General features: G+C 57.5%; 19 protein-coding genes. 10 read left to right on the top strand and 9 right to left on the bottom strand.

What is annotated here, in order from left to right; genetic code table 11:
- Positions 1–72 precede the first annotated feature (72 nt).
- Positions 73–738, top strand: coding sequence for a fumarylacetoacetate hydrolase family protein (locus QEN58_RS15815; protein ID WP_280104563.1), 666 nt, complete (start codon positions 73–75; stop codon positions 736–738).
- Positions 739–874: 136 nt separating this feature from the next.
- On the opposite strand, the gene speA is transcribed toward QEN58_RS15815, so the two are convergent.
- Both speA and QEN58_RS15805 read right to left on the bottom strand, forming a co-directional pair.
- Complete coding sequence (speA, locus tag QEN58_RS15810) at positions 875–2,791, bottom strand: biosynthetic arginine decarboxylase (protein ID WP_280104562.1); 1,917 nt, start codon at positions 2,789–2,791, stop codon at positions 875–877.
- On the bottom strand, positions 2,788–3,747 hold the full coding sequence (locus QEN58_RS15805) for a homoserine kinase (protein ID WP_280104561.1): 960 nt from the start codon (positions 3,745–3,747) through the stop codon (positions 2,788–2,790). Before QEN58_RS15805 ends, speA begins: the two co-directional genes overlap by 4 nt.
- Positions 3,748–3,928: 181 nt before the next feature.
- On the opposite strand from QEN58_RS15805, the gene polA reads away from it, so the two are divergent.
- From polA to cydC, 6 genes are all read left to right on the top strand, one after another.
- Complete coding sequence (gene polA / locus QEN58_RS15800; RefSeq protein WP_280104560.1) at positions 3,929–6,715, top strand: DNA polymerase I; 2,787 nt, start codon at positions 3,929–3,931, stop codon at positions 6,713–6,715.
- Between the two features lie 174 nt (positions 6,716–6,889).
- Complete coding sequence (locus QEN58_RS15795; RefSeq protein ID WP_280104559.1) at positions 6,890–8,461, top strand: cytochrome ubiquinol oxidase subunit I; 1,572 nt, start codon at positions 6,890–6,892, stop codon at positions 8,459–8,461.
- The gene (gene cydB / locus QEN58_RS15790) at positions 8,458–9,600 is read left to right on the top strand and encodes a cytochrome d ubiquinol oxidase subunit II (protein WP_341870830.1); all 1,143 of its coding nucleotides are present in this window, start codon (positions 8,458–8,460) and stop codon (positions 9,598–9,600) included. Before QEN58_RS15795 ends, cydB begins: the two co-directional genes overlap by 4 nt.
- Positions 9,601–9,612: 12 nt before the next feature.
- Positions 9,613–9,732: a cytochrome bd-I oxidase subunit CydX gene (gene cydX, locus QEN58_RS15785; protein WP_051052215.1), complete on the top strand. Its 120-nt coding sequence runs from the start codon at positions 9,613–9,615 to the stop codon at positions 9,730–9,732.
- The gene (cydD, locus tag QEN58_RS15780) at positions 9,716–11,428 is read left to right on the top strand and encodes a thiol reductant ABC exporter subunit CydD (protein WP_280104557.1); all 1,713 of its coding nucleotides are present in this window, start codon (positions 9,716–9,718) and stop codon (positions 11,426–11,428) included. Before cydX ends, cydD begins: the two co-directional genes overlap by 17 nt.
- Positions 11,419–13,158, top strand: a complete 1,740-nt coding sequence (gene cydC, locus QEN58_RS15775; protein WP_280104556.1) for a thiol reductant ABC exporter subunit CydC — start codon at positions 11,419–11,421, stop codon at positions 13,156–13,158. The genes cydD and cydC overlap by 10 nt, the downstream gene beginning before the upstream one ends.
- 74 nt (positions 13,159–13,232) lie before the next feature.
- On the opposite strand, the gene QEN58_RS15770 is transcribed toward cydC, so the two are convergent.
- Positions 13,233–14,258 (bottom strand): Fe(3+) ABC transporter substrate-binding protein, encoded by a 1,026-nt coding sequence (locus tag QEN58_RS15770; protein WP_280104555.1) that lies wholly within the window; start codon positions 14,256–14,258, stop codon positions 13,233–13,235.
- A 257-nt stretch (positions 14,259–14,515) separates the two neighbouring features.
- Here QEN58_RS15770 and QEN58_RS15765 point away from each other — a divergent pair, with 257 nt between their 5' ends.
- A complete protein-coding gene (locus QEN58_RS15765; protein WP_280104554.1) occupies positions 14,516–15,634 on the top strand; it encodes an ABC transporter ATP-binding protein in 1,119 nt (372 codons plus the stop codon).
- A gap of 7 nt (positions 15,635–15,641) precedes the next feature.
- Here QEN58_RS15765 and QEN58_RS15760 read toward each other — a convergent pair whose 3' ends face one another.
- The 4 genes from QEN58_RS15760 to dctP all read right to left on the bottom strand — a co-directional run bounded on the left by QEN58_RS15760 (position 15,642) and on the right by dctP (position 20,535).
- Positions 15,642–17,327 (bottom strand): ABC transporter permease, encoded by a 1,686-nt coding sequence (locus QEN58_RS15760; RefSeq protein ID WP_280104553.1) that lies wholly within the window; start codon positions 17,325–17,327, stop codon positions 15,642–15,644.
- Between the two features lie 202 nt (positions 17,328–17,529).
- Positions 17,530–18,867, bottom strand: a complete 1,338-nt coding sequence (locus QEN58_RS15755; protein ID WP_280104552.1) for a TRAP transporter large permease — start codon at positions 18,865–18,867, stop codon at positions 17,530–17,532.
- On the bottom strand, positions 18,864–19,367 hold the full coding sequence (locus QEN58_RS15750; protein WP_280104551.1) for a TRAP transporter small permease subunit: 504 nt from the start codon (positions 19,365–19,367) through the stop codon (positions 18,864–18,866). Before QEN58_RS15750 ends, QEN58_RS15755 begins: the two co-directional genes overlap by 4 nt.
- A gap of 64 nt (positions 19,368–19,431) precedes the next feature.
- On the bottom strand, positions 19,432–20,535 hold the full coding sequence (gene dctP / locus QEN58_RS15745; RefSeq protein WP_280104550.1) for a TRAP transporter substrate-binding protein DctP: 1,104 nt from the start codon (positions 20,533–20,535) through the stop codon (positions 19,432–19,434).
- 358 nt (positions 20,536–20,893) lie between these two features.
- Here dctP and QEN58_RS15740 point away from each other — a divergent pair, with 358 nt between their 5' ends.
- Positions 20,894–23,056 carry a tRNA(Met) cytidine acetyltransferase TmcA gene (locus tag QEN58_RS15740; protein WP_280104549.1) on the top strand — a complete coding sequence of 721 codons (2,163 nt, stop codon included), beginning with the start codon at positions 20,894–20,896 and terminating at the stop codon, positions 23,054–23,056.
- A 28-nt stretch (positions 23,057–23,084) separates the two neighbouring features.
- Complete coding sequence (locus QEN58_RS15735) at positions 23,085–24,569, top strand: aminoacyl-histidine dipeptidase (protein ID WP_280104548.1); 1,485 nt, start codon at positions 23,085–23,087, stop codon at positions 24,567–24,569.
- A 55-nt stretch (positions 24,570–24,624) separates the two neighbouring features.
- Here QEN58_RS15735 and QEN58_RS15730 read toward each other — a convergent pair whose 3' ends face one another.
- On the bottom strand, positions 24,625–25,101 hold the full coding sequence (locus tag QEN58_RS15730; RefSeq protein ID WP_027958621.1) for a Dps family protein: 477 nt from the start codon (positions 25,099–25,101) through the stop codon (positions 24,625–24,627).
- 212 nt (positions 25,102–25,313) lie between these two features.
- Complete coding sequence (locus QEN58_RS15725) at positions 25,314–26,453, bottom strand: glycerate kinase (RefSeq protein WP_280104547.1); 1,140 nt, start codon at positions 26,451–26,453, stop codon at positions 25,314–25,316.
- Positions 26,454–26,569: the final 116 nt, after the last annotated feature.

Genomic DNA, 26,569 nt, shown 5'->3' with positions numbered 1-26,569 from the left:
GCATAGGTGGGGTAAACTGTTGCGCCTGTCGTTGCGAATGCGGCACGCATAATGAGAAGGAGAATACCCGCCATGCGTTTTGTTCCACAGTTCACCGATGGCCAGGAGTTTCCCCACCCGCTGGGCAAGGTTGTCTGCATCGGCCGTAATTATGCCGACCATGCGAAAGAGTTGGATAATCCGGTTCCCACGGAGCCGCTGCTGTTTATTAAACCCGCGACCAGTGTTGTGGATCTAACCAAGCCGTTGGATCCGCCGTTTTCACGCGGTGATGTGCATTATGAAGCCGAGCTTGCGCTGTTAGTGGGTGAAACGTTAACCCACGCCACCCTGGATGAGGCCGAGCGTGCGATTGTCGGTATCGGGTTGGCGATGGATTTAACGCTGCGTGATGTACAGACAAAGCTAAAAGAGAAGGGGCATCCCTGGGAAATCGCCAAAGCGTTTGATGGCGCTTGCCCGCTTTCGTCGTTTCTGCCGCTAAGCCGTGTTCCCAACTGGAACGCGCTGGCTTTCACGCTTGAGATTGATGGTGAAGAGCGCCAGCACGGTGAAGGCTCCGACATGATCTTCGCCATACCGACCTTGGTAGCCGAAATGAGCCGTCACTTCACTCTAGAGCCGGGCGATGTAATTTTGACCGGCACGCCATCAGGCGTTGGAGAGCTGGTTCGCGGTTCATCACTGCGATTAACCTTGACCGGTGGTTTGGAAGTCGAAACCAGCGTAGTCGAGTAGCGAAAAGAGCAGAGAGTTGCTGGACAGTGGTGGATGAAAGTACTGGATAGCGAAGAAACACCACCCCGCAATCAGGGTGGTGTTTCTTGTTTAGAGCGACTAAAACGTTCTCTTCAAGACCAAGCGTTCAGCCTCGTTACTCAAGATAGGTATAGCCTTCCAGCCCTTCGCTTAAGCTCGCCGCAAAGCGCGCTTGCTCGTCGGCAGTAAAGCCGCTGGCGGCTAGCTGGTCGGTAAGCTTCTGCTTGAGCACATTGGCATTGAAGTTGACGTAGGCAAGCACCTGGGCCACCGAGTCCCCGGCCAGCGGGTTAGACAGTGTCCACTCGCCGTCGGCATTGAGCGCAGCGTCCACGGAGTCGGTGTCGCCAAACAGGTTGTGTAGATCGCCAAGAATTTCCTGATAGGCGCCCACTAGAAAGAACCCTAGCCAGCGCTCGTCGTCGCATGACCACTCGGGCAGTGGCAGGGTGCTCTCGACCCCCTGGCCGTCGACGTAGCTGTCGATGCGGCCATCGGAGTCGCAAGTGATGTCCTGAATCACTGCCCGCCGGGTGGGGGCTTGGTCCAGCCCGCTAAGCGGCAGCACCGGGAATATCTGCTCGATACCCCAAACGTCAGGCACAGACTGGAACAGCGAGAAGTTGACGAACAGTTTATCGGCGAGCTTCTCCGCCAGCTCATCCATGATTTCGCGATGGGCACGGTTACGGGTATCCAATTGGTTGCGCAGCCGCGCGCAGGCGGCCATATACACACGCTCGCCTTCAGCGCGGGCGTTAATGTCGCTCAAGCCCATTACAAAGCGTTCCTGCAGCTCGCTAACCGCTTGAAGCAGATCATGCCACGCTTCTACCAGCATGCGTGGCTCTTGGGCGGTAGCGAGTTGCTCGAACACACGCCACAGTAACTCAACTTGAGTATCCTCTTGGACGTGTCGTTCCGGCGGGGTGTGATCAATACGCTCTTCGCCAATCACGTTGGTGATCAGTACCGCGTGGTGTGCGGTCAGCGCGCGACCTGATTCGCTGATGAGATGAGGCTGGGGTAGGTTTGCCTCTTGGCAGAGCTGGGCAAAGGCGCTGACCACGTTGCGAGCGTACTCACGCATCGAGTAGTTGGCCGAGCAGAAGCTGCGCGAGCGAGTGCCTTCATAGTCGATGCCCAGGCCGCCGCCTACGTCCACGGTGTCGATGGGCGCGCCCAGTTGCATCAGGTTCTGGTAGAAGCGTGCGCACTCGCGCAGGCCGCGCTGAATATCGCGAATATTGGCGATCTGGGAGCCCAGGTGGAAGTGCACCAGCTGCAGACTTTTCAGCGCGTCCTCACGGCGAAGGGTGTCTACCACCTCGAGAATCTGGCTGGCGGTGAGGCCAAACTTAGACTTCTCGCCGCCGGTATTCTGCCACTTGCCTTTACCCACCGAGGCAAGGCGGGCGCGCAGGCCAATTCGCGGGGTAACGTCCAGTTCGCGAGCCTCTTCCAAAATCATCTGCAGCTCGGAGAGTTTTTCGACCACCAAATAGACCTTATGGCCGAGTTTTTCACCCAGCAGTGCCAAGCGCACATACTCGCGGTCTTTATAGCCATTACAGACAATCAGCGAAGAGCCGCCGTCAGAAAGCGCCAACACTGCCAGCAGCTCCGGCTTGCTGCCCGCTTCCAGACCCACGCGGCCGTTGCCGCGCTCAGCGGTGGCCAGAATTTCTTCAACGACACGACGCTGCTGGTTCACTTTAATCGGGTAAACAGCGGTGTAGCCGCCCTGGTAGTCGCAGTCGCTCATCGCGGCATCAAAAGCGCCGCAAAGCTGCTCAACCCGGTCATGGAGAATATCGCTAAAGCGCACCAGCACCGGTAGACGCAGCCCGGCACTCTGCAGTTGGCGAACCAGTCCGCTAAGCGGTAGTGCCGGGCCTTCCGCATCATTACCGAGGGGCCGAACCAGGGCCTGGCCCTGGTCATCCACGTCGAAGTAGCCGCTACCCCATTGGTCGATATTCCAGGTGCGCCGTGCGCGAAGGGCAGGGCTAGTTGTCGCCATCACACTCATGCAGAAACCTCGGGTAGCGGCAGTGCCCCGTGGGCAATGCGCGCGTTTAAAATGGTTCGGAAACGTTCGGGGTCGTGGGGCGTCAAATCGTGGGCCGGGGGATCAACGTAGACCACCAGCAGGCGTGACAGCCAGTAGCGCAGCGCCGTCATGCGCAGCATGGTCGGCCAAAGTTCCCGCTCGTCCTCTGTTAACGGCCGGCGCGCCTGGTAGGCGCTCAACAGCGCGCTATAGCGTTCGGCATTGAGCGTGCCATCGTCGTTAGAGGCCCAGTCGTTAATGACAATCGCCAGGTCAAACAGTAGGTCGCCGGTGCAGCCATTATAAAAGTCGATAATACCGCCAAGCTGGTCACCCTCGAACAGGGTATTGTCGCGAAACAGATCACCGTGCAGGGCGCCCTGGGGCAACTCATCGTGCTGGCTGAAAGCGCTTTCGAAATCGTCGACTTCGTCCTTCATCAGCGTTTGATCGGCGGGACTTAGGTAGCTCAACACCTTGTGGTGCATCACGTGCAGCCAATTGAGATCCCGTGGGTTCGGGCGGTGGCCTGGAAAGCGCTTCGATACCACGTGCAGGCGGCCCAAAGTGTCGCCAAGGGCGTGGCACTGGGCTAAATTGGGCGCTTGCGGGTGACGGCCAGGCAAGCGCGGAAATAGCAGCGCCGGCTTGCCCTCCAGGCTATGCAGCGCGATACCTTCGCGGTCGTGAATCGTGCCGGGTACCGGCAGGCGGTGTTCGTCTAGATAGTCCAACAGCTCAACAAAGAACGGCAGCTCTGCGTGCTCACCCTGTTCGAACAGCGTTAACACCAGCTCGCGGCGGTCTGTAGTCACAAAAAATGTCGAATTTTCGGTGCCGTTCGCGACGCCCTTAAGGGAAACAAAACTGCCCACATCAAATTTTTCTAAAAACGCGGCGACCTGTGCGTCGCTAAGCGGGGTAAATACAGCCATGAGAGTCTCGCCCAGGTTGCTAAGCCCATTATTGTAGCGGCTTGATCGCTCAGTTGGCAGCGTTGTCGTGATAAGAGAGTCGAGTTTGGCTCTGCAGGCTGCCTGCGCAACGCGTATCATATGATCAACTCTTATTAGCCGTTATTTTTTAAGCAATCTTATTTAACAATGGAACTTGGTTATGGCTCGCGCTCCGATCGTCCTCGTCGATGGCTCTTCCTATCTTTACCGTGCCTTTCATGCGCTGCCGCCGCTGACGACCTCCAATGGTCAGCCGACGGGCGCGGTGAAAGGCGTCTTGAATATGCTCAAGCGGCTGATCAAGGATTACCCTGAAAGCCCTATGGCCGTGGTCTTCGATGCGCCGGGCAAAACCTTCCGCGATGAGATGTACAACGACTATAAAGCGCACCGCCCGCCGATGCCTGATGATCTGCGCAGCCAGATCGCGCCACTGCACGCCTGCGTAAAAGCGCTAGGCCTGCCGCTGCTGTGTATTGAAGGTGTCGAGGCGGACGATGTGATTGGCACCCTGGCACATCACGCCACCCAGGCGGGGCGCGATGCGGTGATCTCCACCGGCGATAAAGATATGGCGCAGTTGGTCAATGCCCATATCACGCTGGTGAACACCATGAAGGATGAAACCCTGGACGAGGCGGGCGTGGAAGAAAAATTCGGCCTGCCGCCCGCGCTAATTATCGATTTTCTTGCCCTGATGGGGGACAAGGTCGATAACATTCCCGGCGTGCCCGGTGTAGGTGAGAAAACCGCCATTGGCCTGCTGCAAGGCATGGGCGGTGGGCTGGAGACCATTTATGGCGATTTAGAGCGAGTAAAAACGCTCACTTTTCGGGGCGCCAAAACCCTGCCCAAGAAGCTTGAAGAGCATCGCGATCAGGCATTTCTCTCCTATCAGTTGGCCACCATCAAAGTCGATTGCGATCTGCCGGTAGGACTGGATGATTTGGATATTGCCCATCCAGATCGCGAAGCATTGGTTACCCTGTACAAAGAGATGGAGTTCCGCCAGTGGTTGGGCGAGCTGCTGGAAGGCAAAGACGAAGGCGTGGATGACGTTAAAGGCGGTGAGCCTGCGCCCGCCAGCGCTGATGAAGCGGGTAGCGAGTCCGTGGATAGCGGTTTCGGTCAAGCGTCTGTTCGTGAAGACCAGGTCATTCTCGAACAGGCAGACTTCGAGCGCTGGCTGGAGCGGCTACACAACGCCGAGCGCTTCTGCTTTGACTTGGAAACGACCAGTCTCAACTATATGGACGCGGAAATTGTTGGCATTGGCTTATCATTAGAAGCGGGGGAGGCGGCTTATATCCCCCTTGCCCATGACTACCTGGATGCACCTAAGCAGCTTGACCGCAAAACGGTGTTGGCGGCGCTAAAACCGCTGCTGGAAGACCCGGAAAAAGCCAAGATTGGCCAAAACCTCAAGTACGACATTTCCGTGCTGGCCAACTATGCGATTTCCGTGGCGGGCCCTTTTGCTGACACCATGCTGGCCTCCTATGTGCTCAACTCCACCGCCACGCGGCACGATATGGATTCGCTGGCGCTCAAGTATTTGGGCGAAAAAACCATTTCATTTGAAGAGATTGCCGGTAAGGGGGCGAAGCAGTTGACCTTCAACCAAATTGCCCTGGAGCAGGCGGTACCTTACGCCTGCGAAGATGTCGACATCACCCTGCGACTGCAGCAGGTGTTGCGTCCCCAGGTCGAAAGCGAAGGGCGCCTGGCAGAAGTGCTGGATCATATTGAGCTGCCGCTAATCAAAGTGCTCTCGCGGATTGAGCGCAACGGAGTGGCGGTGGATGCTGAGCTGCTGCACAAACAGAGCCAGCAGTTAGAAAAGCGCATTGGCGAACTAGAGCGCGAGGCGTTTGAGCTGGCCGGGCGTGAATTTAACCTCGGTTCGCCCAAGCAGCTAGGGCAAATTCTGTTTGAAGAGCAGAAAATCCCGGTGCTGAAGAAAACCCCTAAAGGCGCACCTTCCACTGCTGAAGGGGTGCTGGAAGAGCTGGCGCTGGATTACCCGCTGCCCAAGGTGATTATGCAGCACCGTGGCCTTGCCAAGCTGAAGTCCACCTACACCGATAAATTGCCGCGGCTGCTCAATAAAGCCACTGGCCGTGTACACACCAGCTACCACCAGGCGGTCACCGCCACCGGGCGGTTGTCATCGTCTGATCCGAACTTGCAGAACATCCCCATCCGCACCGAAGAGGGGCGCAAAATTCGTCAGGCATTTATTGCCCGCCCCGGCTACCGCATTGTCGCCGCCGACTACTCGCAAATTGAGCTGCGCATCATGGCGCACTTATCTGAAGATAAAGGCCTGCTTGAGGCATTTGCCGAAGGGCGTGATATCCACACGGCCACGGCGGCGGAAGTGTTTGGTACCTCCCTTGATAAGGTCTCTGGCGATCAGCGTCGTAGTGCCAAAGCAATCAACTTTGGTTTGATTTATGGCATGAGTGCTTGGGGCCTGTCACGTCAGCTGCGTATCGAACGTGGCCAAGCGCAGACCTATATTGACCGCTACTTTGACCGTTACCCAGGGGTTGCCCGCTACATGGAGCGTATCCGCTCCCAGGCAGCTGAAGATGGCTTTGTCGAAACCGTGCTGGGTCGGCGGCTCTACCTACCGGAAATTCAGTCACAGAATCGTAACCGCCGCCAAGGCGCCGAGCGCACTGCCATTAATGCGCCGATGCAGGGCACTGCTGCCGACATTATCAAGCAGGCGATGATCGACGTGGATGCGTGGCTGGCAGAAGGCGAGTTCGACGCGCTGATGGTCATGCAGGTGCACGACGAACTGGTGTTTGAGGTCGCTGAGAAGCAGGTCGAGGCGTTTATTGAGCAGGTGCAAAAACGCATGCAGGGCGCGGCGGAGCTGAAGGTGCCGCTGATTGTGGAAGCAGAGAGCGGTGCCAACTGGGATGAAGCGCACTAAAGGACGGGCATTTTGTCGCAACTACGCTGTGCACCGATAAGGAGTTGACCGGGATCAAATTCTTGACTCGGGTGGAGGCATAACCTTATACCCATCGCTTTACCTGGGTGAGCGCCAATAAGTGGCTTACCGGTGGGGCGAGGGGGTGTTTATGCTATCCATCGGGAGTCACTCATGGACATTGTTGAATTATCCAGGTTGCAGTTCGCCTTTACGGCGATGGTGCATTTCCTGTTTGTACCTTTAACGCTAGGACTGTCGATACTGCTGGCGATCATGGAGTCAGTCTATGTGATGACCGGCAGAACCATTTATCGTCAGATGACCAAGTTCTGGGGCAAGCTATTTGGTATTAACTTTGCGCTGGGGGTCACCACCGGCATCGCCATGGAGTTTCAGTTCGGCACCAACTGGTCGTACTACTCTCACTATGTCGGCGATATTTTCGGTGCGCCGCTGGCGATAGAAGCCTTGATGGCGTTCTTCCTTGAATCGACGCTGGTCGGGCTGTTCTTTTTCGGCTGGGATCGCCTGTCAAAACAGAAGCATCTGGCGGTTACCTGGCTGATGGCGCTGGCGACCAATATGTCGGCCCTATGGATTCTGGTTGCCAATGGCTGGATGCAACATCCGGTAGGGTCGGAGCTCAATCTTGCCACCATGCGTATGGAGTTGGTCAGCTTTGCTGAAGTGCTGCTCAACCCCGTTGCCCAAGTCAAATTCGTGCATACCGTGTCGGCGGGCTACGTCACCGGCGCGGTTTTCGTGCTGGCGATTTCAAGTTGGTACCTGCTCAAGGGCCGCGAGGTTGCCTTTGCCCGGCGCAGTTTCGCGATTGCGTCTGCCTTCGGGTTGGCCAGCGCACTATCGGTCATTGTGCTGGGCGATGAGTCCGGCTATGAGCTGGGGGACGTGCAGAAGGTCAAGCTGGCGGCCATCGAAGCAGAGTGGCAAACCCATCCCGCGCCGGCAGCCTTCACGCTGTTCGGGCTACCCAACGAGGCGCAACAGCATACCGACTTCGCCGTTCGCATACCGGGCGTGATGGGCTTGATCGCCACGCGCTCGCTGGATACCGAAGTGATGGGCATTCGCGAGCTTAAGGAGGAACACCGCGAACGTATCATCAATGGCCAGGAAGCCTATGCTCTCATGCAGCGGCTGCGCAGTGATGAAGGGAGCGAAGGAGACATGGCCCGGTTCGAGGACGTGCGCCGCGATCTTGGCTATGGGCTACTGCTTAGCGCCTATAGCGACGATGTGGCCAATGCCTCCGCCGCGGAAATTGATCAAGCCGTTGAAGCGTCGATCCCCAAAGTTTGGCCGCTTTTCTGGTCTTTTCGGGCCATGGTAGCCGCAGGGTTTAGCATGCTGTTGCTGTTTGCGCTGGCCTTCTGGCATAGCGTACGTCGTCAGCCAGAGAAGTCCCGCTGGCTACTTCGCTTCGCACTGTTTAGCCTGCCGCTGCCTTGGATTGCCTGTGAGGCGGGCTGGTTCGTGGCCGAGTATGGACGCCAGCCCTGGGCCATCGGCGAGATCCTACCGGTACATCTGGCCATTTCCAGTCTGACGGCTGAACAGGTGCTCACCACGCTGATTGCCATTGGTGTCCTCTACACCACTTTCGTCATCATCGAAATGTGGTTGATGCAGCACTTTGCTCGCAAGGGGCCTTCCGGCAGCGGTTACCTGGAGGATGACGCCGACGCTGACTATCCAATCCCAACCCCCACACGGGAGGCATGATGATGGACTACGAAACACTTAGGTTTGTCTGGTGGGTGCTGATCGGCGTGCTGTTGATTGGCTTCGCAGTCACCGATGGGTTTGATATGGGCGTTGCCACCTTGCTCAAAATAGTCGGGCGTGGCGATGAAGAGCGCCGGGTAATGATCAACTCCATGGCGCCTCACTGGGACGGCAATCAGGTCTGGCTGGTGACCGCCGGGGGAGCACTGTTTGCCGCCTGGCCACCGGTTTACGCAACGGCTTTCAACGGCTTCTATTTCGCCTTGATGCTAACGCTGTTTGCGCTGTTCCTGCGGCCCTTGGCGTTCGATTACCGCTCCAAGTTGGACAATCCCAACTGGCGCAGCCGCTGGGACTGGGGGCTGACGATCGGTTCGGCCGTTCCCGCGCTGATCTTTGGTGTTGCCTTTGGCAACCTTCTTCAGGGCGTTCCCTTTCTGTTCGATGATTACCTGCGCTTGGAGTATCAGGGTGGCTTGCTGGGGCTATTGAATCCGTTTGCGCTGTTAGCTGGGCTTTTAAGCCTGCTCATGTTCGTCACCCACGGAGCGGCCTGGCTGCAGCTCAAAACCGAGGGCGAACTGCGCCGTCGTAGTGCGGCCATCGGCAGCCTGACAGCACTGGTGTGCGCGGCACTGTTCGTGCTGGGTGGGATTTGGCTGCTATGGGGAATTGATGGCTACCAGGTAACCAGCGTGATCGATACCCAGGGGTACAACGATACCACCGGCAAAATCGTGGCGGTCAGTGCTGGCGGCTGGATGACCAACTACAACCGCTTCCCACTGTTGTGGCTACTGCCCGTACTGGGCGTAGTAGGGTTTGTGCTCTGTGCGCTGACCATGAAACTGGGACGCCATGCGCTGGCATTTACCAGCTCAGCGGTGGCTATGGCCATGGTGGTGGTCACCACGGGTGTGACGATGTTCCCCTTCGTGATGCCATCGTCGCTCAACCCTAACCATAGCCTGACCATGTGGGATGCCACGGCGAGCGAGCTAACGCTCAAGATTATGTTCGTGGTGGTGTGCATCTTCGTGCCGCTGATACTGCTCTATACCGCCTGGAGTTATTGGGTCATGCGCGGTCGTCTGAATGAGCAGTTCATTCGTGATAACGACAAAGCGCTTTATTGAGGAGGGGATCGTATGTGGTATTTCGCCTGGATTTTGGGTGTCACGCTGGCGGCCACCGTCAGCATTCTTAACGCCATGTGGCTTGAAGTGAATGGCTATGAAGGCGAATCCGAGCATGAGCGGAGCGACTGAAGCCAATGACGCGAGGCAGTTGCTAAACCGCTGCCTCGCCGCTCAACGCTGGCGGTTGCGTGGCGCCGCGCTGCTGGCGATGAGCGGCGTGGTGCTGCTGATTGCCCAGTGTTGGCTGCTGGCCAAACTTTTCCATCATTGGTTGCTGTTTTGGCAGGGTGGGGCGTCTCAGGCTCCCTCGCCGGTTTTGCTAGCAGGACTGGCCATTTGTATGGTGCTACGCCCTTTCCTACACGCTGGCCGTGAGCGGCTGTCTCGGCAGGCCAGCCTGCGTGCCCGAGATTCGTTACGCAGCCAGTTACTTGAGCAGCTTGGGCGATTGGGGCCAATTAGGCGCCAATTTGGCAGTGATGGTGCCTTGGCCACCCAAGTGCTGGAGCAGGTGGACGCCCTGGACGGCTACATTAGCCGCTATTGGGTACAGCGTCTGCTCGCGGTACTGGTGCCATGCCTGATAGCCGCGGTGGTAGCGCTACATAGTCCGTTGGCGGCTGGATTGATGCTAATGACCGCGCCGTTGGTGCCGCTGTTCATGATTCTTGTCGGGCGTGCTGCAGCGGGGGCTAGTCAACAGCAGTTCACGGCGTTAGCGCGTATGGGAGGCCGCTTCCTCGACCTGGTTCGGGGGATGGCCACGCTGCAACGCATGGGCGCAACGGACCAGGCAGAGACCCAGGTCGCCCAGGCGAGTGATGCTTACCGTGGGCGTACCATGCGGGTTCTAAGGCTTGCCTTTCTATCCAGCGCGGTATTGGAGTTTTTTGCCGCGCTGGCGATTGCCTTGGTGGCGCTTTATCTCGGCTTAGGGCTGCTTGGCCTGTTGCCCTGGGCGAAAGCAGAGGTGCCGGTACCCTACCAGGGGGCGCTGTTTATTTTACTGCTGGCGCCAGAATTCTATGCGCCGCTTCGCCAATTGGGTACCGACTACCATGCCCGGGCAGAGGCTGTGGGCGCCATGCAGGCATTGGCGCCGCTGCTCAAAGCCGACACCTGGCAGCCTCAAGGGGCATCGCTATATCCGGCCGCCGTCAGCGTCGGGTCGTTCGCGTTAGAGTGCCGCGCGCTGAGTGTCATGGGTGAGGGTGGTCGTTTACGGCTGGCACCGCTTAACCTGACGCTGGCAGCAGGCGAGCGACTGTTGGTGCAAGGGGAAAGCGGAGTGGGAAAGTCGAGCTTTTTGCAGGCATTGTTGGGTTTTATTGCCTATCAGGGCAGTCTGAAGGCTAAGGGATGCGAACTGAGTGAGTGGCCCCGAGACGCTTGGCAATGCCAGCTTGGCTACCTGAGTCAGCAACCGCCGATCCAGTCCGGCAGCATTGCAGAGAACTTGCGCTTGGCGGCCCCGGATAAAACGGACGAAGAGCTCATTGAGGTTCTGACTCTGGTCGGCCTGTGGTCGATTCTGCTTCGTGGCAATGGGCTTGCCACGTCGTTGGGCGAGCGCGGACAGGGTCTCTCCGGTGGCCAGCTACAACGTTTGGGGTTGGCGCAGTTGCTGCTTCGCGACGCAGCGCTATGGCTATTCGATGAGCCCACGGCCCATCTTGATCCGGAGGCCGCTTGGCAACTCAATGCATTGATCGGCAAGCTTAGCCGCGGGCGCAGCGTGATTATTGTCAGTCACGAGTCGGCGGGGTTGGAGTGGGTCGATCGGCAAATTGAGTTGTCATCGAAAGAGGCCGTCGCATGCTGCTAAACAAGACACCCTCTGCAGAACAACCTCCCACTGTCCGGCTGCGTGATTTGCTGTTGCTGCGTCGCGGCGGGTGGTCACTGGCGTTCTTGCTAGGCGCCGCCACGCTGCTAGCTGTCATTGGCTTGCTAGCTATCTCGGGTTGGTTTATTACCGCGGCGGCGGTTGCCGGCACGGTGACGGCGACCGCCTTCGGGTTCGACTATTTTCGCCCCGCAGCGCTGATTCGTCTGTGTGCCATTGTACGCACAGCCGGGCGCTACGGTGAGCGCTTGGCCTCCCATGATGCAGCGCTAGGATTGCTGAATGATCTGCGTTGCCGATTGTTCATGGCACTGGGGAAAAAACCGTTATTGCAGAACGCTTCCAGTCCTTCTCACCACGGTACGGCTAACGCTATGCATCGCCTTGTGACCGATATAGACCAGCTTGATCAGGTGGTCTTGCGGGCGTTGCTGCCCTGGGGCTGGGCCGGGCTAATGGTAGTGGTGGTTATGGCAGGACTCTACTGGCTGAGTGGCACGCTGATGTGGGCTGCTTTGCCGGGAGTGCTGTTAGCTTGGCTAGGGTTGCCGTTATTGGCGTTATGGCGTGGTATCGATCAGGCACGTCAGGGGGCCGACCTTGCTGAGCGTCGTCGGGTGGCGCTGATTGAGCCCTTGGCCGCTATTACCTCATTAGTGCTGTGGGGGCGATGGCAAGAGATGGCCCAGCGAGTAAAAAAACGGGACGCAGACTATCTGGCGCATCAGGAACGCCAGCAACTACTTGCGAGCCTGACCACCGCGTTACAGCAGGTGGCGCTGGGAGGTGCCATCGTTAGTGTGCTATGGCAGGCCGAAGCGCTGTTAGCGGCCAGCCATTTGACGGTGCCAATGCTGTTAGCCGCCGTCTTGTCGATCCTGGCATTAGGGGAAATGTTGTCACCACTGACGCATAGTTTTCTTGCCTTGGGCGCGAGCCTTGCCGCACGGAACCGCCTCAATGCCTTGGTGGAAGGGCTGCCAAGGGCGCAAACCACCATTGAGAAGGCTGAAGCCACACCGCTAACCTGGCATCTAAATGTCAGCCAATTAACCGCGCGCCTGCCCGGTGCACTGGTGGGGCCGCAGCGTATCAGCCTGGCGTTGAAAAGCGGGGAAATACTCTGTTTGCATGGCCCCTCGGGGTGTGGCAAATCGACTTTGTTGCAGGTACTAGCCGGTGAGTTGCTGCCGCTGTCCGGGCAGTGTTGTCTTAACGGCCATCCCATTGAGCAGTGGTCAATGCACAATGCCGTCGGCTACCTGCCCCAGCAGTGGGATTTGTTTGACATGAGTCTGGCGGAAAACCTACGTCTGGGTGATCGTTATGCCAGTGAGAGTGAGCTGTGGAGCGTTCTTGATGATTTGGCTCTGGGCGCTTGGGCTCAAGGGTTACCTCAAGGCCTACAGACGCCTTTGGGCGAGTATGGCACTGCCGTTTCCGGTGGGCAGGCGCGGCGTATTGCATTAGCGCGCGTGCTGCTGTCACGGCGGCCCATTCTGCTGCTTGACGAGCCGTTTGCCGGGTTGGACGCGATGACCCGGCGCCATGTGGTAGCCAGTCTTGTGCGCCGTGCCGGGGGCGGGATAGTGGTTATTGTAAGCCATGTGCCCCTGGAACTGCCTGCCAACCAAGTGCGTAGCCTTTATATGCAGGAAGATGGCCGTCTAAAGAGCTCCCCGCCTGTGCCAGCAACTGTAGCACTATAATAAAAAACACCCGCGGCCTGGCTGCGGGTGTTTTTAGCAATTGCTAAGTATTTTTCCTTAAAGCGGACTGGGGCTTAACGCCAGCCGACACGATCAAAAATGCGGATCGCTTCAGGGTTGTTCTCACCCAGCACGCTGATGTTCACTTCATCCGTTTTGAAGTTGCCCCAGGATTCCAGCACGGGGTCTTTCTTGATGCCCTCAACCACCGGGAACTCATTGTTGCCGGAGGCAAAGATTTCCTGGGCAGTGTCTGAGGCCAGGTATTCAAGGAAGCGTACGGCGTTGTCGCGGTTAGGTGCGCCTTCTACTACACCGGCGCCGCCAACGTTAACGTGGGTGCCGCGGTCATCCTGATTGGGAAAAATAATACCCACTTTACGGGCCGCTTCACGCTCGGCGTCGTCGTCGGATTTTAGCAGGCGAACATAGTAGTAGTGGTTAGCCACTGCGATGTCGCACTCGCCGCTGGCAACGCCGAGAATTTGGTCGGTGTCACCGCCTTCGGGGTCGCGCGCCATGTTATTGACCACGCCCTGGGCCCACTCTTCGGCACCCTCTTCACCGTGGTGCTCGATCATTGCGGCCAGCAGTGACTGGTTATAAATATTGTTGGAAGAGCGGATGCACACCTTGCCTTCAAACTGTGGATCGGCAAGATCTTCGTAGCTAGAGATCTGGCTTGGATCGAAGTTTTCGCGATTATAGAAAATAACCCGGGCGCGCTGACTAAAGCCGAACCACAGGCCGTCAGGGTGGCGCATGGCTTCAGGCAGGCGCTCGTTGAGAACGTCCGACTCGACGCTCTGGAAGATGCCTTCATCTTCGGCGCGCCATAGACGGCCTGCATCGACGGTCAGCATGATGTCTGCAGGGCTAGCCACGCCTTCACGCTGAATACGCTCAATCAGCTGGTCTGAGTCACCTTCAAGGATGTTAACTTCGATGCCGGTCTCTTCGGTGAACGCATCGTAAAGACGTTCGTCAGTGTCGTAGTGGCGTGCGGAGTAAAGGTTGAGCTCGTCTGCCACCACCTGACCGGCAAACGTAGCGCCCACCATCATCGCTGCCATCGGAGCAACAAAGCGTACGGTTTTCATCAAGTACATCCTTATTTATTGAATGATAATAAGTTACATTATTAACATTGTTATTGAAGCGTTTCGTATGCCTTGCGTCAAGAGTAATTGCCTACCCAAAAGGTGGTACGTGCATAACCGGCCAATAAAAAATAGAATGCAAACAACTTACAAATGTACTCAATCCGCGTTTAGGCTTTTAGAGGTGCGGTTTGCTCACCTGGAAAGTGCTATTCAGACACTACTAATCAGACAGTGCTAATTCATAGCGGTGATTTATGACAGCGACGCTAAAGGTAACTGAAAGAAGGGCTGCTGAGGTAGCGCCCGGCTCATCGGCGTTAACACTGCACAACGTACGGCATGCTTACGATGGCCATACGGTGGTAAAAGGTGTGGATTTAAGCGTTGCTCCAGGCGAGGTGGTTTGCCTGTTGGGCCCCTCTGGTTGTGGCAAAACAACGCTACTGCGTATCGCTGCGGGCCTTGAAGTGCTGCAAGAAGGCAGCGTTTCCTTAGAAGATATCTATATTGCAGGTCAGGGGCAGCGCCACGTGCCGCCGGAAAAGCGCAATGTTGGGCTGGCGTTTCAAGACTCGGCACTTTTCCCCCACTTAACCGTTTTGGAAAATGTCACCTTCGGTCTTAAACATTTAGCGTCTCGCGAGCGTCGGGAGCGTGCGGCCCAACTGCTTGAGCAGTTGGGTATGGCCGCGTATATCGATGTTTACCCGCACATGCTCTCAGGTGGGCAGCAGCAGCGTGTGGCCTTGGCACGGGCGCTGGCACCTTCGCCGCGCTTAATGTTGTTGGATGAACCGTTCTCAAGCCTGGATGCGCGTCTGCGTGATCGTATCCGCGACGATACGCTGCACGTGCTCAAAAAAGTCGGCGCGGCGACGCTGCTGGTGACCCACGACCCTGAAGAAGCCATGTTCATGGCGGATCGCATCGCGCTAATGCGGGATGGCCGGATCGTGCAAACGGGTACGCCGCGGGAGCTTTACTGCGCCCCTCAAGACCCCTTTGTCGTGACCTTTTTTGGTGATGTTAATGAGCTGCAGGGGAAAGTGCATAATGGCGCGGTGAACACGCCAGTGGGGCGGGTGCCTGCCGGTGGGCTAGCGGAAGGCAGCGACGCTCAGGTGATGATTCGCCCAGAGGCGCTGCGAATAGTTGAGCGTGATCTGCCTGCGGATGAGCATCGCCATAGCCATGTGGTAATGGCGAAGCTGCTGGGCCGCACCAGCCTTCTGCATCTGTGTGCCCATGGTGAAAACGGTCTTGAGGCCCACCTGCACGCCCGCGTACCTGGGGTGTTTTTACCCGCTGAGGGGCAGCCGGTGGATATTCACCTCGACCTTTCACAGGTATTTGTTTTCCCGCTTTCGTCCTAGGAGTTAGTCAGGACTTAGCGCCGGGGCGTGAGCGGCGCATGGCCATGCTAAGCAGAATCACCGGCAGGATGCCCACCACTACAATCGCTAGCGACGAGGTGGAGGCCTCGGCCAGCCGTTCATCAGAGGCTAGGTTATGCGCTCGGACGGCCAGGGTGTCGAAGTTGAAGGGGCGCAGAATAATCGTCGCAGGCAGCTCTTTCATCACATCAACGAAGACTAAAATTCCCGCCGCTAACAGGCTGCTACGCATCATCGGTGTATGAATGTGGCGCAGCGTGCCCCCCGCCGTTTGACCCAGGGTGCGCGAAGCGGCATCCATGCTCGGCGTCACTTTGCCTAAACTCGCCTCAACGGCATTGAACGAGACGGCTAGAAAACGCACGACGTAAGCGTATAGCAAGATAAACGCCGACCCACTGAAGACTAGGCCAACAATGTAGCCATAGTGATTATTCAGCCAGGTGTTGAGGGCGTTATCCAACCAGGCAAACGGAATCAGAATACCCACCGCGACTACTGAGCCCGGAATCGCGTAGCCCATGGAGGCAACCCGAGAAGCCACCCGCGCAAACGCCGTATCGTGCATACGTACGCCATAGCTCAGCACGACGGCCAAGCCCACGGCGATCAGGGCGGCCACTGTTGCCAGCCCCAGGCTGTTCCAGGCGTAGCCAATAAAGCGCGAGCCCCAGAGTGAATCGCCCCCTTGCAGGGCTAGATTGAGTAGAATACCGCTGGGCAGTAAAAAGCCCACCAGCACCGGGACCAAACAAGCCAGTGTCGCTGCCGCGGCTCGCCAGCCGTGCAGCGTGTATTCGGGCAACTGCTGGTAGCGATTGGTGGTATGAAAGTAGCGGCGCTTGCCCCGCGACCAGCGCTCTAGCAGCACTAATACAATCACGAAGGTGAGCAGGCACGCCGCTAATTGCGCTGCCGCCACCTGCTCACCCATGCCAAACCAGGTGCGGTAGATACCGGTGGTAAAGGTATCCACGCCGAAGAACTGTACCGCGCCAAACTCGTTAAGCGTCTCCATCAGAACCAACGATACCCCGCCTACCAGCGCCGGGCGTGCAAGCGGTACAGCGACGCTGGCAAACAGTTTCCAGGGGCCGCGGCCGAGGGTGCGGCCCACATCCAACACGCAAACCGACTGTTCTAAAAACGAGGCGCGGGCCAGCAGGTAGACGTAGGGATAGAGCACCAGGGTAATCACTATCGCGGCGCCACCAAGGGAGCGAATATTGGGAAAGTAGTAGTCGCCATACCCCCAGCCAAACGTCTCGCGCAGCAGGCTTTGTAACGGCCCGGCAAACTGCAGAAAATCAGTATAGGCGTAGGCAATGACGTAGGTGGGTACTGCCAGCGGCAGCAGTAGCGCCCACTCGAATAGCCGCTTGCCGGGAAATCGGCACATGACGACCAGCCATGCCGTCCCGGTGCCAATGATGAGGGTGCCGAGCCCTACGGTTAAGACAAGCCAAAAGGTGTTGTTCAAATAGCGACCCAGTACGGTGCTGGCCAAGTGCTGCCAAACGCCATCGGTAGGCATCGCGATATGGGCAAACACGACCAGTACTGGCAGGGCAACCACGAATGCCACCACGATCAAGGCTATCGACCAGGGGCTGGCACGACGGCCAAGCGAAGAGGCGGCGGCGGATAGCCCGCGATAGCTGTATCTGAACAAGCGAACACTCCTTGCATTGACGGAAAGCAGTAGAGGAAAGCCGGAAAGTAGCGCAGTAAACATCTAATGCGAATCACTGGCGGGCGTGAATAGTAGCATTGGCGCTGTCCTACTGCAGCTTTGCAGACCCGTCGTAAACGCAAAAAAAGCCCGCCGAAGCGGGCTCATAATGGTTGAACGTTACACTTTAAGGTGGCACGGCCTAGTAACCGCCTAACATCATTCTAGGCAGGCCTGTAATCAACCACGGGAAGAACGCCATCAGCGTACACGCGAGTAGGATCAACGCGACGAAGGGCACTACCGCTTTGTAAAGGTCGACGATTTCTACCCCAGGCGGTGCAACGCCTTTCAAGTAGAACAGCGCATAGCCAAAGGGCGGGGTCAAGAAGGATGTCTGCAGTACCACCGCTACCATCACCACGAACCACAGCATATCGACGCCCATGGTTTCGACGATAGGCAGCATGATCGGAAAGCTCAGCAGAACAATGCCGGTCCAGTCCAGGAACATACCAAGAACGAACACCAGGAATAGCATTAGGATTAGCGCACCCACCGTGCCGCCAGGCATGGCCAGTACCAAATCGCTGATCACTGTCATACCGCCGCCGCGCGAGAACACGCCAGTAAAGGCAGTGGCGCCGACCAGCACCAGCATGACCATGGTGGTGGTTTTACCCGCTTCTATCATCGTCCAGAAGCAGGTGCTTATTTTGCGATCACCGAAAATCAAAAACAAAATGAACGCGATAAACACGCCGATGGCGGAGGCTTCAGTGGCGGTGGCGATACCGGTAAACAGTGCACCTAGTACACCCAGAATCAACGACATGGGTGGAACCACGTATTTACCCAGCATTATCAATAGCTGTTTCGTGCTGACTTCGGCGCGTTCCTCCGCCGGCACTTTGGGGCCGTAGTGGGGCTTGAGGTAGCAGATGATCAATACGTAGAGCGCATACATGACCCCTAACAACAGGCCGGGAATCAATGCGCCCGCAAATAATGCGCCCACGGATACCGGCGAGTAGCTAGCCATCAGAATCAACATGATGCTGGGCGGAATCAAGATACCCAGGCAGCCGCTCGCCATAATAACCCCGGCGCTAAGCTCTTTGTTGTAGCCGTACTTGAGCATCGGTACCAGGGCAATCATGCCCATCACCGCAATGGAGGCGCCAACAATACCGGTAGTGGCGGCTAGCAGCACCGACACGATGACCACGGTAAGTGCGAGGCCGCCGCGCAGGTTCGCCAGTAGTAAGCGCATGGCGTCAAACATTTTCTCGGTAACGCCCGAATCGTTTAAGAACCTTGCCATCAAAATGAACAGCGGTATCGCCACCAGAACATAGTTGTCCATGGCGTTACCGAAAATATTGTTGATCAGGGTGCCGAGGATGCGCTCGCCCGGGCCAAGAAAGGCGCCGATAACCGCTACGCCGCCGAGCACAAACGCCAGCGGGTGACCCATAAACAACCCCACCATCAGGCCGCCAAACATCACCAGCGTGAGCATTTCAGGACTTAGATTCATGCTGATGTCTCCTCGCGAAGCTGCATGATGGCACGTAGCACAATGGCAACTGCCTGCAGCAGAATCAGGATAGCGGCGACCACAATCACGCCTTTAATCGGGTAGACCGGGATCGAGACCATGCCATAGGTGGTTTCACCTCGGCTCCAAGCGCGTTCAAAGAAGCTCCAGCCCAGGGTGATTAGCATCCAGATAAAGGGGACAAAGAAAACTAAGTAGCCGAGCACTTCAAGCGCAGCTTGCTTCCTGCGCGATAACAAGCGCTTTAGCACATCGACTTCCACGTGGGCGTGGTGTTTGAGCCCATAGGCCGCCATTAGCATGAAGTGAGCGCCAAACAGCATTTTGGTCACGTCAAAGGCCCAATCGCTGGGGCGTCCAAACAGAAAGCGTGACGCAATGTCGAAAAGAACAATCAGGGTGATGATGGCAATCAATGGGGCGATAATTCGCCCAAAGGCTTCATTGATGGCATCGATCGCCTTGGCAATCGCATTCATGGAAGATCTCCGCGGTCAGCACAAAAAAACCGCCCCGGTAAAACCGAGGCGGCACAGAAGCGCCTTACAGGCAGGCTTCGATCTCTTCCAGTGAGGGTAGGTTATCCATTACGCGACTCATATTGAAAGGAGCGGAAACGTCGCGCCAAGTCGCGTAGTGCTCAAGGTAGGCAATCATCGATTGGTAGACCTTGGCGTGGTCGGGGGCTTCACAAGCACCGCGCAGAATCACTTCGTTGGTGACTTCCTGAATGCGCGCCAAGTCCTCTTCAGAAAATTGGTTGATCGTGACACCCGCATCAATGAACTTCTGCGTGGCTTCGGTGGACTGGCGCTCAGACCAAGCGAGTGACCACGCCATGGTGGCATCAGCGGCAATACGCAGGGTCTCTTGGGTCTCTTCTGAGAGGGCGTCCCAGGCATCTTTATTGATCATGACCCCGAATACGCTGGCCGACTGGTGCCAACCTGGCGTTGCCCAGTAGTCAGCCACTTCGGCAAAACCGGCGTTAAAGTCAACGCCAGGGGTCGAGAACTCACCTGCATCGATAACGCCACGCTCAATGGCTTGGTAGACTTCACCGCCCGCCAGGGTGACCTGGGAGCCGCCCAGCTCTTCAAGCACACGGCCCTGGTCGCGACCTGAAAGACGCAGACGCTTGCCGTCTAGGTCAGCAATGCTTTCAATCGGGGTGCGGCCCATAAAGCCGGACTCGTTGTTGGTAATGCCGTAGGGGAGATAGACCATGTTGAACTGACCATAGATCTCTTCGTACAGCTCGCGGCCGCCCCACTGCTGAATCCAGTTGAGGTAGTCAACGCCATTAAACAGGCTTGTCGTGGTAGCTAGCGGCGAGAAGGCGGGGTTCAAGCCTGCCCAATAGCCGGGCCAGTCACCCGCGGCTTCAATGCTGCCTGTTTCAGTTGCGTCAAATACTTCGGTGCCGGGCATTAGTGTGCCGCCTGCGCGGAAATTGATTTGTAGCTCTTCGCCCGCCAGTTTATTGACCAGTTCTACCCAGTGCTGGTCAATCTTGATTAGATCAAGGTTTTCCGGCCAGGTAGTGGTCATAGTCCACTCTTCTTGTGCTTGTGCGGTGGTCGTTAAGGTAGCGAAGGCAATACCGGCAGCCAGGCCGGTGAGGGCGAATTTGGTCATTTTTTTCATGATGTATTTCCTGGTTGGGCGTGTGGCGTTATTAGTGTTGGTTACCTGAAGTCAGGAAAGTGCTGCGCTGCTAGCTTACGTTTACGTAAACAAGGATTTCAACGCTTCAGAGCTAAATTAGCACATCAACCCCGCTGCGGTGCAATATCAGTAATGTAAGAGTTTTCAGTCAGGGTTTTTATAGACATCCGGATAAGGTTAATAAAAACAAATTCTTATATAATTATTGAGCGTTAAGGTGAGGTGTGGAATAGCGCAAAAACGTTGAAAGCAGTTAAATTGTTCAACCAAAGTTGTAACCATCAGGCTCGCTATAAGACTTTCACCAGCACGCTGACACACTTAAAAGGGTAACGTGATGGTCAGTAGTCACGTTGGAATAGGAAATCATTTGTTAAATGCCCATGTACCAGAGAACAAACGGCAAACGCGAAGGGTGGCCGCGTTAGTCCATCATGCACAGCGTCTAGCCCGCCGCCGCTGGCGCCAGCTGGTGTGGCTAAGCGGTGATGCCGAGCAGTGCCAGTCCATTGCGCAGGCTTTGTGGCAAGCCCACGCCTGGAGTGCGCCGTTATGGGTGGGAGACGAACACCTTTCTCCGCGCAAGGCACGCACGCGCCTGGGCGCAGAGCACCAGCTGGTCGTGCTCGACACCCATGGCGCTGGGTTTGATCCCGAAGCGTTCGGGGCACTGGCAGGAACGATCACCGCCGGTGGCTTACTGGTACTGCTCACCCCACAGCCATGGGGAGAGACGCCGGATCCCGATTACGCTCGTTGTGCTGACCACCCCTGGCACTGGTCCGATCTGAGCTGCCACTTTTTGGCGCGCTTAGCGCGTCAGTTGCATGTGTCGCCTGAGGTAGTGCGCTGGCGCGCTGACCAGACGCTGCACCTGCCTCGCTTGCCTTTGCGCAAGGTAGACGATATTGGAAGTGGGGACAGCGATTGCCTCACCTCAGATCAAGCCTACGCGGTGAAGCAACTGGTTGGCCTAAAGCGACGTCGCCCACTGGTAATAACCGCCGATCGAGGGCGTGGCAAAAGCGCCGCGCTAGGTATTGCCTGCGCACGGCTGCTAACGGACAAAACTCAACGTGTAGTGCTCACCGCGCCGCGGCTGAGTGCGGTGGAGAGCGTGTTCGAACGGGTAGCGGCGCTCTGCCCGGATGGCCGACGGGTGGCCCCAGGCCAGTTTGTGCTGGCCCAGGGCAGCGAGCTGGTTTTTTTACCCCCAGATTGCTTAACCGAGCAGATCAATACTGGGCAGCAGGGCGGTGATGGCAGCTATTTAATGGTCGATGAGGCGGCGGCGATTTCCGCTGCACTGCTGGGCCAGTGGCTCGCCGCTTTTCCGCGTATTGCTTTCGCCACAACGGTGCACGGCTATGAGGGGTCCGGACGAGGGTTCGCCTTGCGCTTTCGCACGACCCTTGATCGGCTGACGCCCCAGTGGAAAGCGCTAACGCTTAACGCGCCCATTCGCTGGCGTAGCGGCGACCCACTGGAAGCGATGACCAATCAGCTGCTGTTGTTAAAAGCACCGCTTCCACTTGCTCAGCCTGATGGTGGCGCCGTGGCAACCAAAGTGCTTGATCGCGCTTGGCTTGCCCAGCAAGACGCTGCATTGGAGAAGCTGTTTGGTCTGCTGGTTCAGTCGCACTACCGCACTTCTCCCAACGACCTGCGCCAACTGCTTGACGGCCCAGGCACCCAGTTACGCATGATTGAGCAAGCTAGTGAGCCTCAAGCGGTGTTGGTCACCCGTGAAGAGGGCGGCTTTGAGGCAGTCCTTGCCGACCAGGTCGCCCGCGGTGAGCGTCGCCCCCAGGGGCATCTGTTGGCGCAGTCGCTGGCGACCCACGCCGGTAGCCGCGCGGCGCTGACTGCCCGCTGGCGGCGGGTGGTGCGTATCGCGACTCACCCCGAACGGCGTCGCCAAGGCTTGGCGAGAACGCTAGTGCAAGAGGATATGGTCGCCGCCAAGCAGCAGGGGATTGTGCTTTATGGTGCGACCTTCGGCGCCGAGGCATCACTGCTACGCTTTTGGCTGGCGCTGGGTTTTACGCCGGTACGCTTAGGGATTACCCGGGAGACATCCACCGGTGAGTTCGCTGTCATGGTGGCCAAAGCGCTGAATCCAGAAGGCGAGGCGCTGCTTGCTGATCTTAGTGAGCGCTTCCAGGCAGCACTCCCAGGCCTGCTAGCCTTTGAACTGAAGGCGCTGTCTGCCGCGGTGCTCGTATTGCTGCTCGGTCAAATGCCAAGCATTACGCTAAGCGTCCGCGAGCGGCAGGATATCGAGGATGTGGCCACGGCTCACCGCGATCCCGCTCTTGCCCGCCCGGCTCTGCAAGCCTTGGCCCGTAAAGCCAGCCTCCGCGCTTTATCAGTGCCGCAACAGCAGGCGCATCAACAGTTAGCCGCTTGGGCGTTTCAAAATATTGCTCTAGCGGATGCTCATAGTGACGCAGTGAAAGCCCTACGCCTCGCTGTCTATAGCCTCATTGAGGTAAAGTAGGTCGGTTACCGATAACGAAGAGTCTTTAATGAACGCACATCTTGACGCGCTTGAACCCGCCTTGGTTTGGCGCCACTTTCGAACGCTGTGTAATACGCCGCGCCCCTCTGGGCATGAGGCGGCCCTGGTTGCTATCATCGAAAGCTGGGCCGATGCCCAAGGGCTCGCCCATGACCGCGATGACTTCGGTAATTTACGCCTTCGTAAACCAGCTTCTCCCGGCTGCGAACAGGCACCCGGCGTGGTGCTCCAGGGCCATCTGGACATGGTGGCCCAGGCCAATAGCGATCACGCCCACGACTTTACCCGCGACCCGATCACTACCTATGTAGCCGACGGCTGGCTGCACGCCGATGGCACCACCTTGGGCGCTGACAACGGCTTGGGCGTGGCCGCGATTCTCGCCGTGCTGGAAGATGCCGACCTACGCCACGGGCCGTTGGAAGCACTATTCACCTTGGAAGAAGAGACCTCCATGGGTGGCGCGCTAAACCTGGCTGAGAACTGGCTCGAAGGCTCGCTGCTACTCAACCTGGACAGCGAAGATCGCGGGCAGGTCTATATTGGCTGCGCGGGCGGAGCCGACGTTGAAGTCGATGCCCAGCTGCCCAGTGCCGCCGCCGGAGACCACGAGCGGGTCATTGAGATCGCCTTAACCGGCTTGAAGGGCGGCCACTCCGGCATGGATATCCATAAGCCGCTGGGTAACGCTAACCGATTGTTGGTCAGAGTGCTGCGTTCTCTTGAGGCGTTTGATGCGCGCTTGATTAGCTACCACGGCGGCACCTTGCGCAATGCGATCCCCAGGGAAGCCTTTGCCCAAGTGGTGGTGCCCGCCGACGAAGTAGATGCCGCCTTGGTAGCTATCGCGGGGCTGGAAACGATTCTGTTAAGAGAATTAGGCAGTGGTGATAGCGGCCTTTGCATCAGCGCCCAGCGTTTGGCTGCGGCGCCCGAGGCGGAGCCATTAACTCTGGACGCCAGTGTGATGCTGCTGGCAGCGCTTCATGCGGCCCCTTGCGGCGTCGAGCGGATGAGCGCCGATGTGCCTGGCGTGGTGGAAACTTCCAATAACCTGGGCGTGCTAAGTCTGGAGAATGGGCGGCTGCACCTCTGCGCGCTGGTACGCTCACTGCACGATAGTGCGGTGGTCGCTATGGCGGATCGCTTTAAAGCGCTATTTGAGTTGATTGGCGCGCGGGTAAAAGTGGAGAACAGCTACCCAGGTTGGGCGCCCAATCCGAACGGCGAGCTTTTGGCGAGCTTCAAAGTTCGACATGCGGCGCTGCTGGGTCGCGAGCCGGAGGTGAAGGTGATTCATGCCGGGCTCGAGTGTGGCATTTTAGGCAGCAAGTACCCGCATTTGGATATGATCTCCTTTGGCCCGCTGATTCGCGGCGCCCACTCGCCGGATGAGCGGGTGGAGCTTGCATCGGTTGAGGAGTTTTGGGAGATGCTGCGGGCGCTGATCGAAGATCTTGCCGACCAGCACTCGTCCTTGAATCCTAGCTGACGCGCATAAAAAAACGGCACCTAAACGGTGCCGTTTTTACATCAAAAAATGACGCTTACTTGCTTAAATAAGCGTTGAGCATCCAGATGGTTTTTTCCTGCTCGCGAATGTAGTCACCGGCCTGCGCGGCGGTGCCTTCATCGTCGGCGTCAGAAGCGAGCGCCAGCAGTTCACGCTGAAGCTCAATGATCGTTTGGTACCCTTTAAGCACGCCTTTAACGCAGGTGGTGCCATCGTGAACGTCTTTATCTTCTTGAATACGTGACAGCGTTACATAGTCGCTGTAGGCGTGTACCGGCTTATGACCCAGGGTCAGGATGCGCTCGGCAACTTCGTCCACTTTGGTCAGCAGGTCGGTGTAAAACTCTTCAAACTTGGCGTGCAGTTCAAAAAAGTCGCTACCGCGTACATTCCAGTGGTAGCCGCGCACGTTCATGTAGAAAATTTGGTAATTGGCCAGCAGGTGGTTGAGCTTTTCGGCGAGTTGACTAGCGCTACCTTCGTGTAGGCCAATGCTGTTGGTGTCAGTCATATCCTGCTCCCTCTTTATGCCGCAATGGTTATGCCACAGTAGGCGGCGGTTAATGCGTTTTTCCAGAATAGAGTGTCTTCGGTGCAGTGCAAAACAAGTTTTTTGCATCGCTTCCATAGCGCTACGACATTGGATGCATGTCGTTACCCTTTGATTACAGTCTAAATGCTGGCGCTGAGGGCTCTTTTCAAGGCCCGTCAGCAAAACGCTGCTTAACCTGCCTCTGCTGCTGCCCAAAGCCGGAGCAGGTTTTCACAGCGTGCTTCCAGCAGTTCAGCGGTGCGCGGTAGCGCGTCGGTTAAGGTCATGGGTCCATCGGCTAATGCAAATGCCGCCGTGACGCCTTCGTCAAAACAGGCTTGCCAGCCATCGCCCAGGCTGCCTGCCAGCACAATGACAGGTTTGTGAAGACGCTTGGCGGCACGGGAGACGCCAATGGGTGTTTTACCCGCCAAGCTCTGCCCATCCAAACGGCCTTCGCCAGTAATGACTAGATCGGCGCGGGCTAAGAGCGTCGCCATGTCGGCCTGCTGCATTATCATTTCAATGCCGGGTTTCAGGGTGGCCTTTAAAAATGCCTTGGCTGCAAACCCCATGCCGCCTGCTGCCCCTGCGCCCGGCAGCGTTCGGTAATCATCGCCTAATGCCTGTGCGCTGATGTCAGCAAAGTGGCCAAGCGCACGATCCAACTGCTCGACTTCTTCCGGTGAGGCGCCTTTTTGCGGGCCAAATATTGCGCTGGCACCGCGCTCGCCGAGCAGGGGGTTATCCACATCAACGGCGGCTTCGAGGGTGAGCTTGGCTAACCGTGGGTCTAGCCCATCGAGTTCTAAACTAGCCAGTTGGCTCAGCGCCGCGCCGCCAGGGGGCAGCGATTCGTTGTTTTGGTCCAAAAAGCGTGCGCCCAGGGCCTGCAGCATGCCTGCCCCACCGTCATTGGTAGCGCTGCCACCCAGCAGCAAAAGCGCTTTTTCAGCGCCTTGCTCCAGCGCCGCTAGCAGTAGTTCACCCACCCCAAAGGTAGAGGTGTGCAGCGCATTGCGCTCATCGGCCTCGAGGTGCTGTAATCCGCTGGCTTCTGCCAGTTCAATAAACGCGGTACGCTGGTCGCTCAACCAGCCCCAGGCTGCTTGGCGGGGGCGCCCCAGGGCATCTTGAACATTTAGTTGGCGTCGTTCGGCGCCAGTGGCGGCGATGAGTGCATCTAAACTGCCTTCGCCACCGTCAGCTAAAGGGCATACCTGAACGTGTGCCTCTGGTGAGGCACGCAGCACTCCCCGCGCCATGGAGGCCGCGGCGTCTTGGGCGCTCAGCGCATCTTTGAAACTGTCGGGGCAAAGCAAAACATTCATTAGCACGATCTCCGCAAAACAGTGTCTTCACTACAGTGTCTTTACTACAGTGACAGTTAAGTATGGCCACCTTTGGCGAGCTTAGCGCGCTAGCCTGCGCCAAACCAGCGGCCTCG

Origin of the sequence: Halomonas alkaliantarctica (assembly GCF_029854215.1) — a bacterium.
GTDB lineage: Bacteria > Pseudomonadota > Gammaproteobacteria > Pseudomonadales > Halomonadaceae > Vreelandella > Vreelandella alkaliantarctica_A.
The sequence above is the reverse complement of the archived record's forward strand: the minus strand, read 5'-3'. Positions and strand labels throughout refer to the sequence as shown.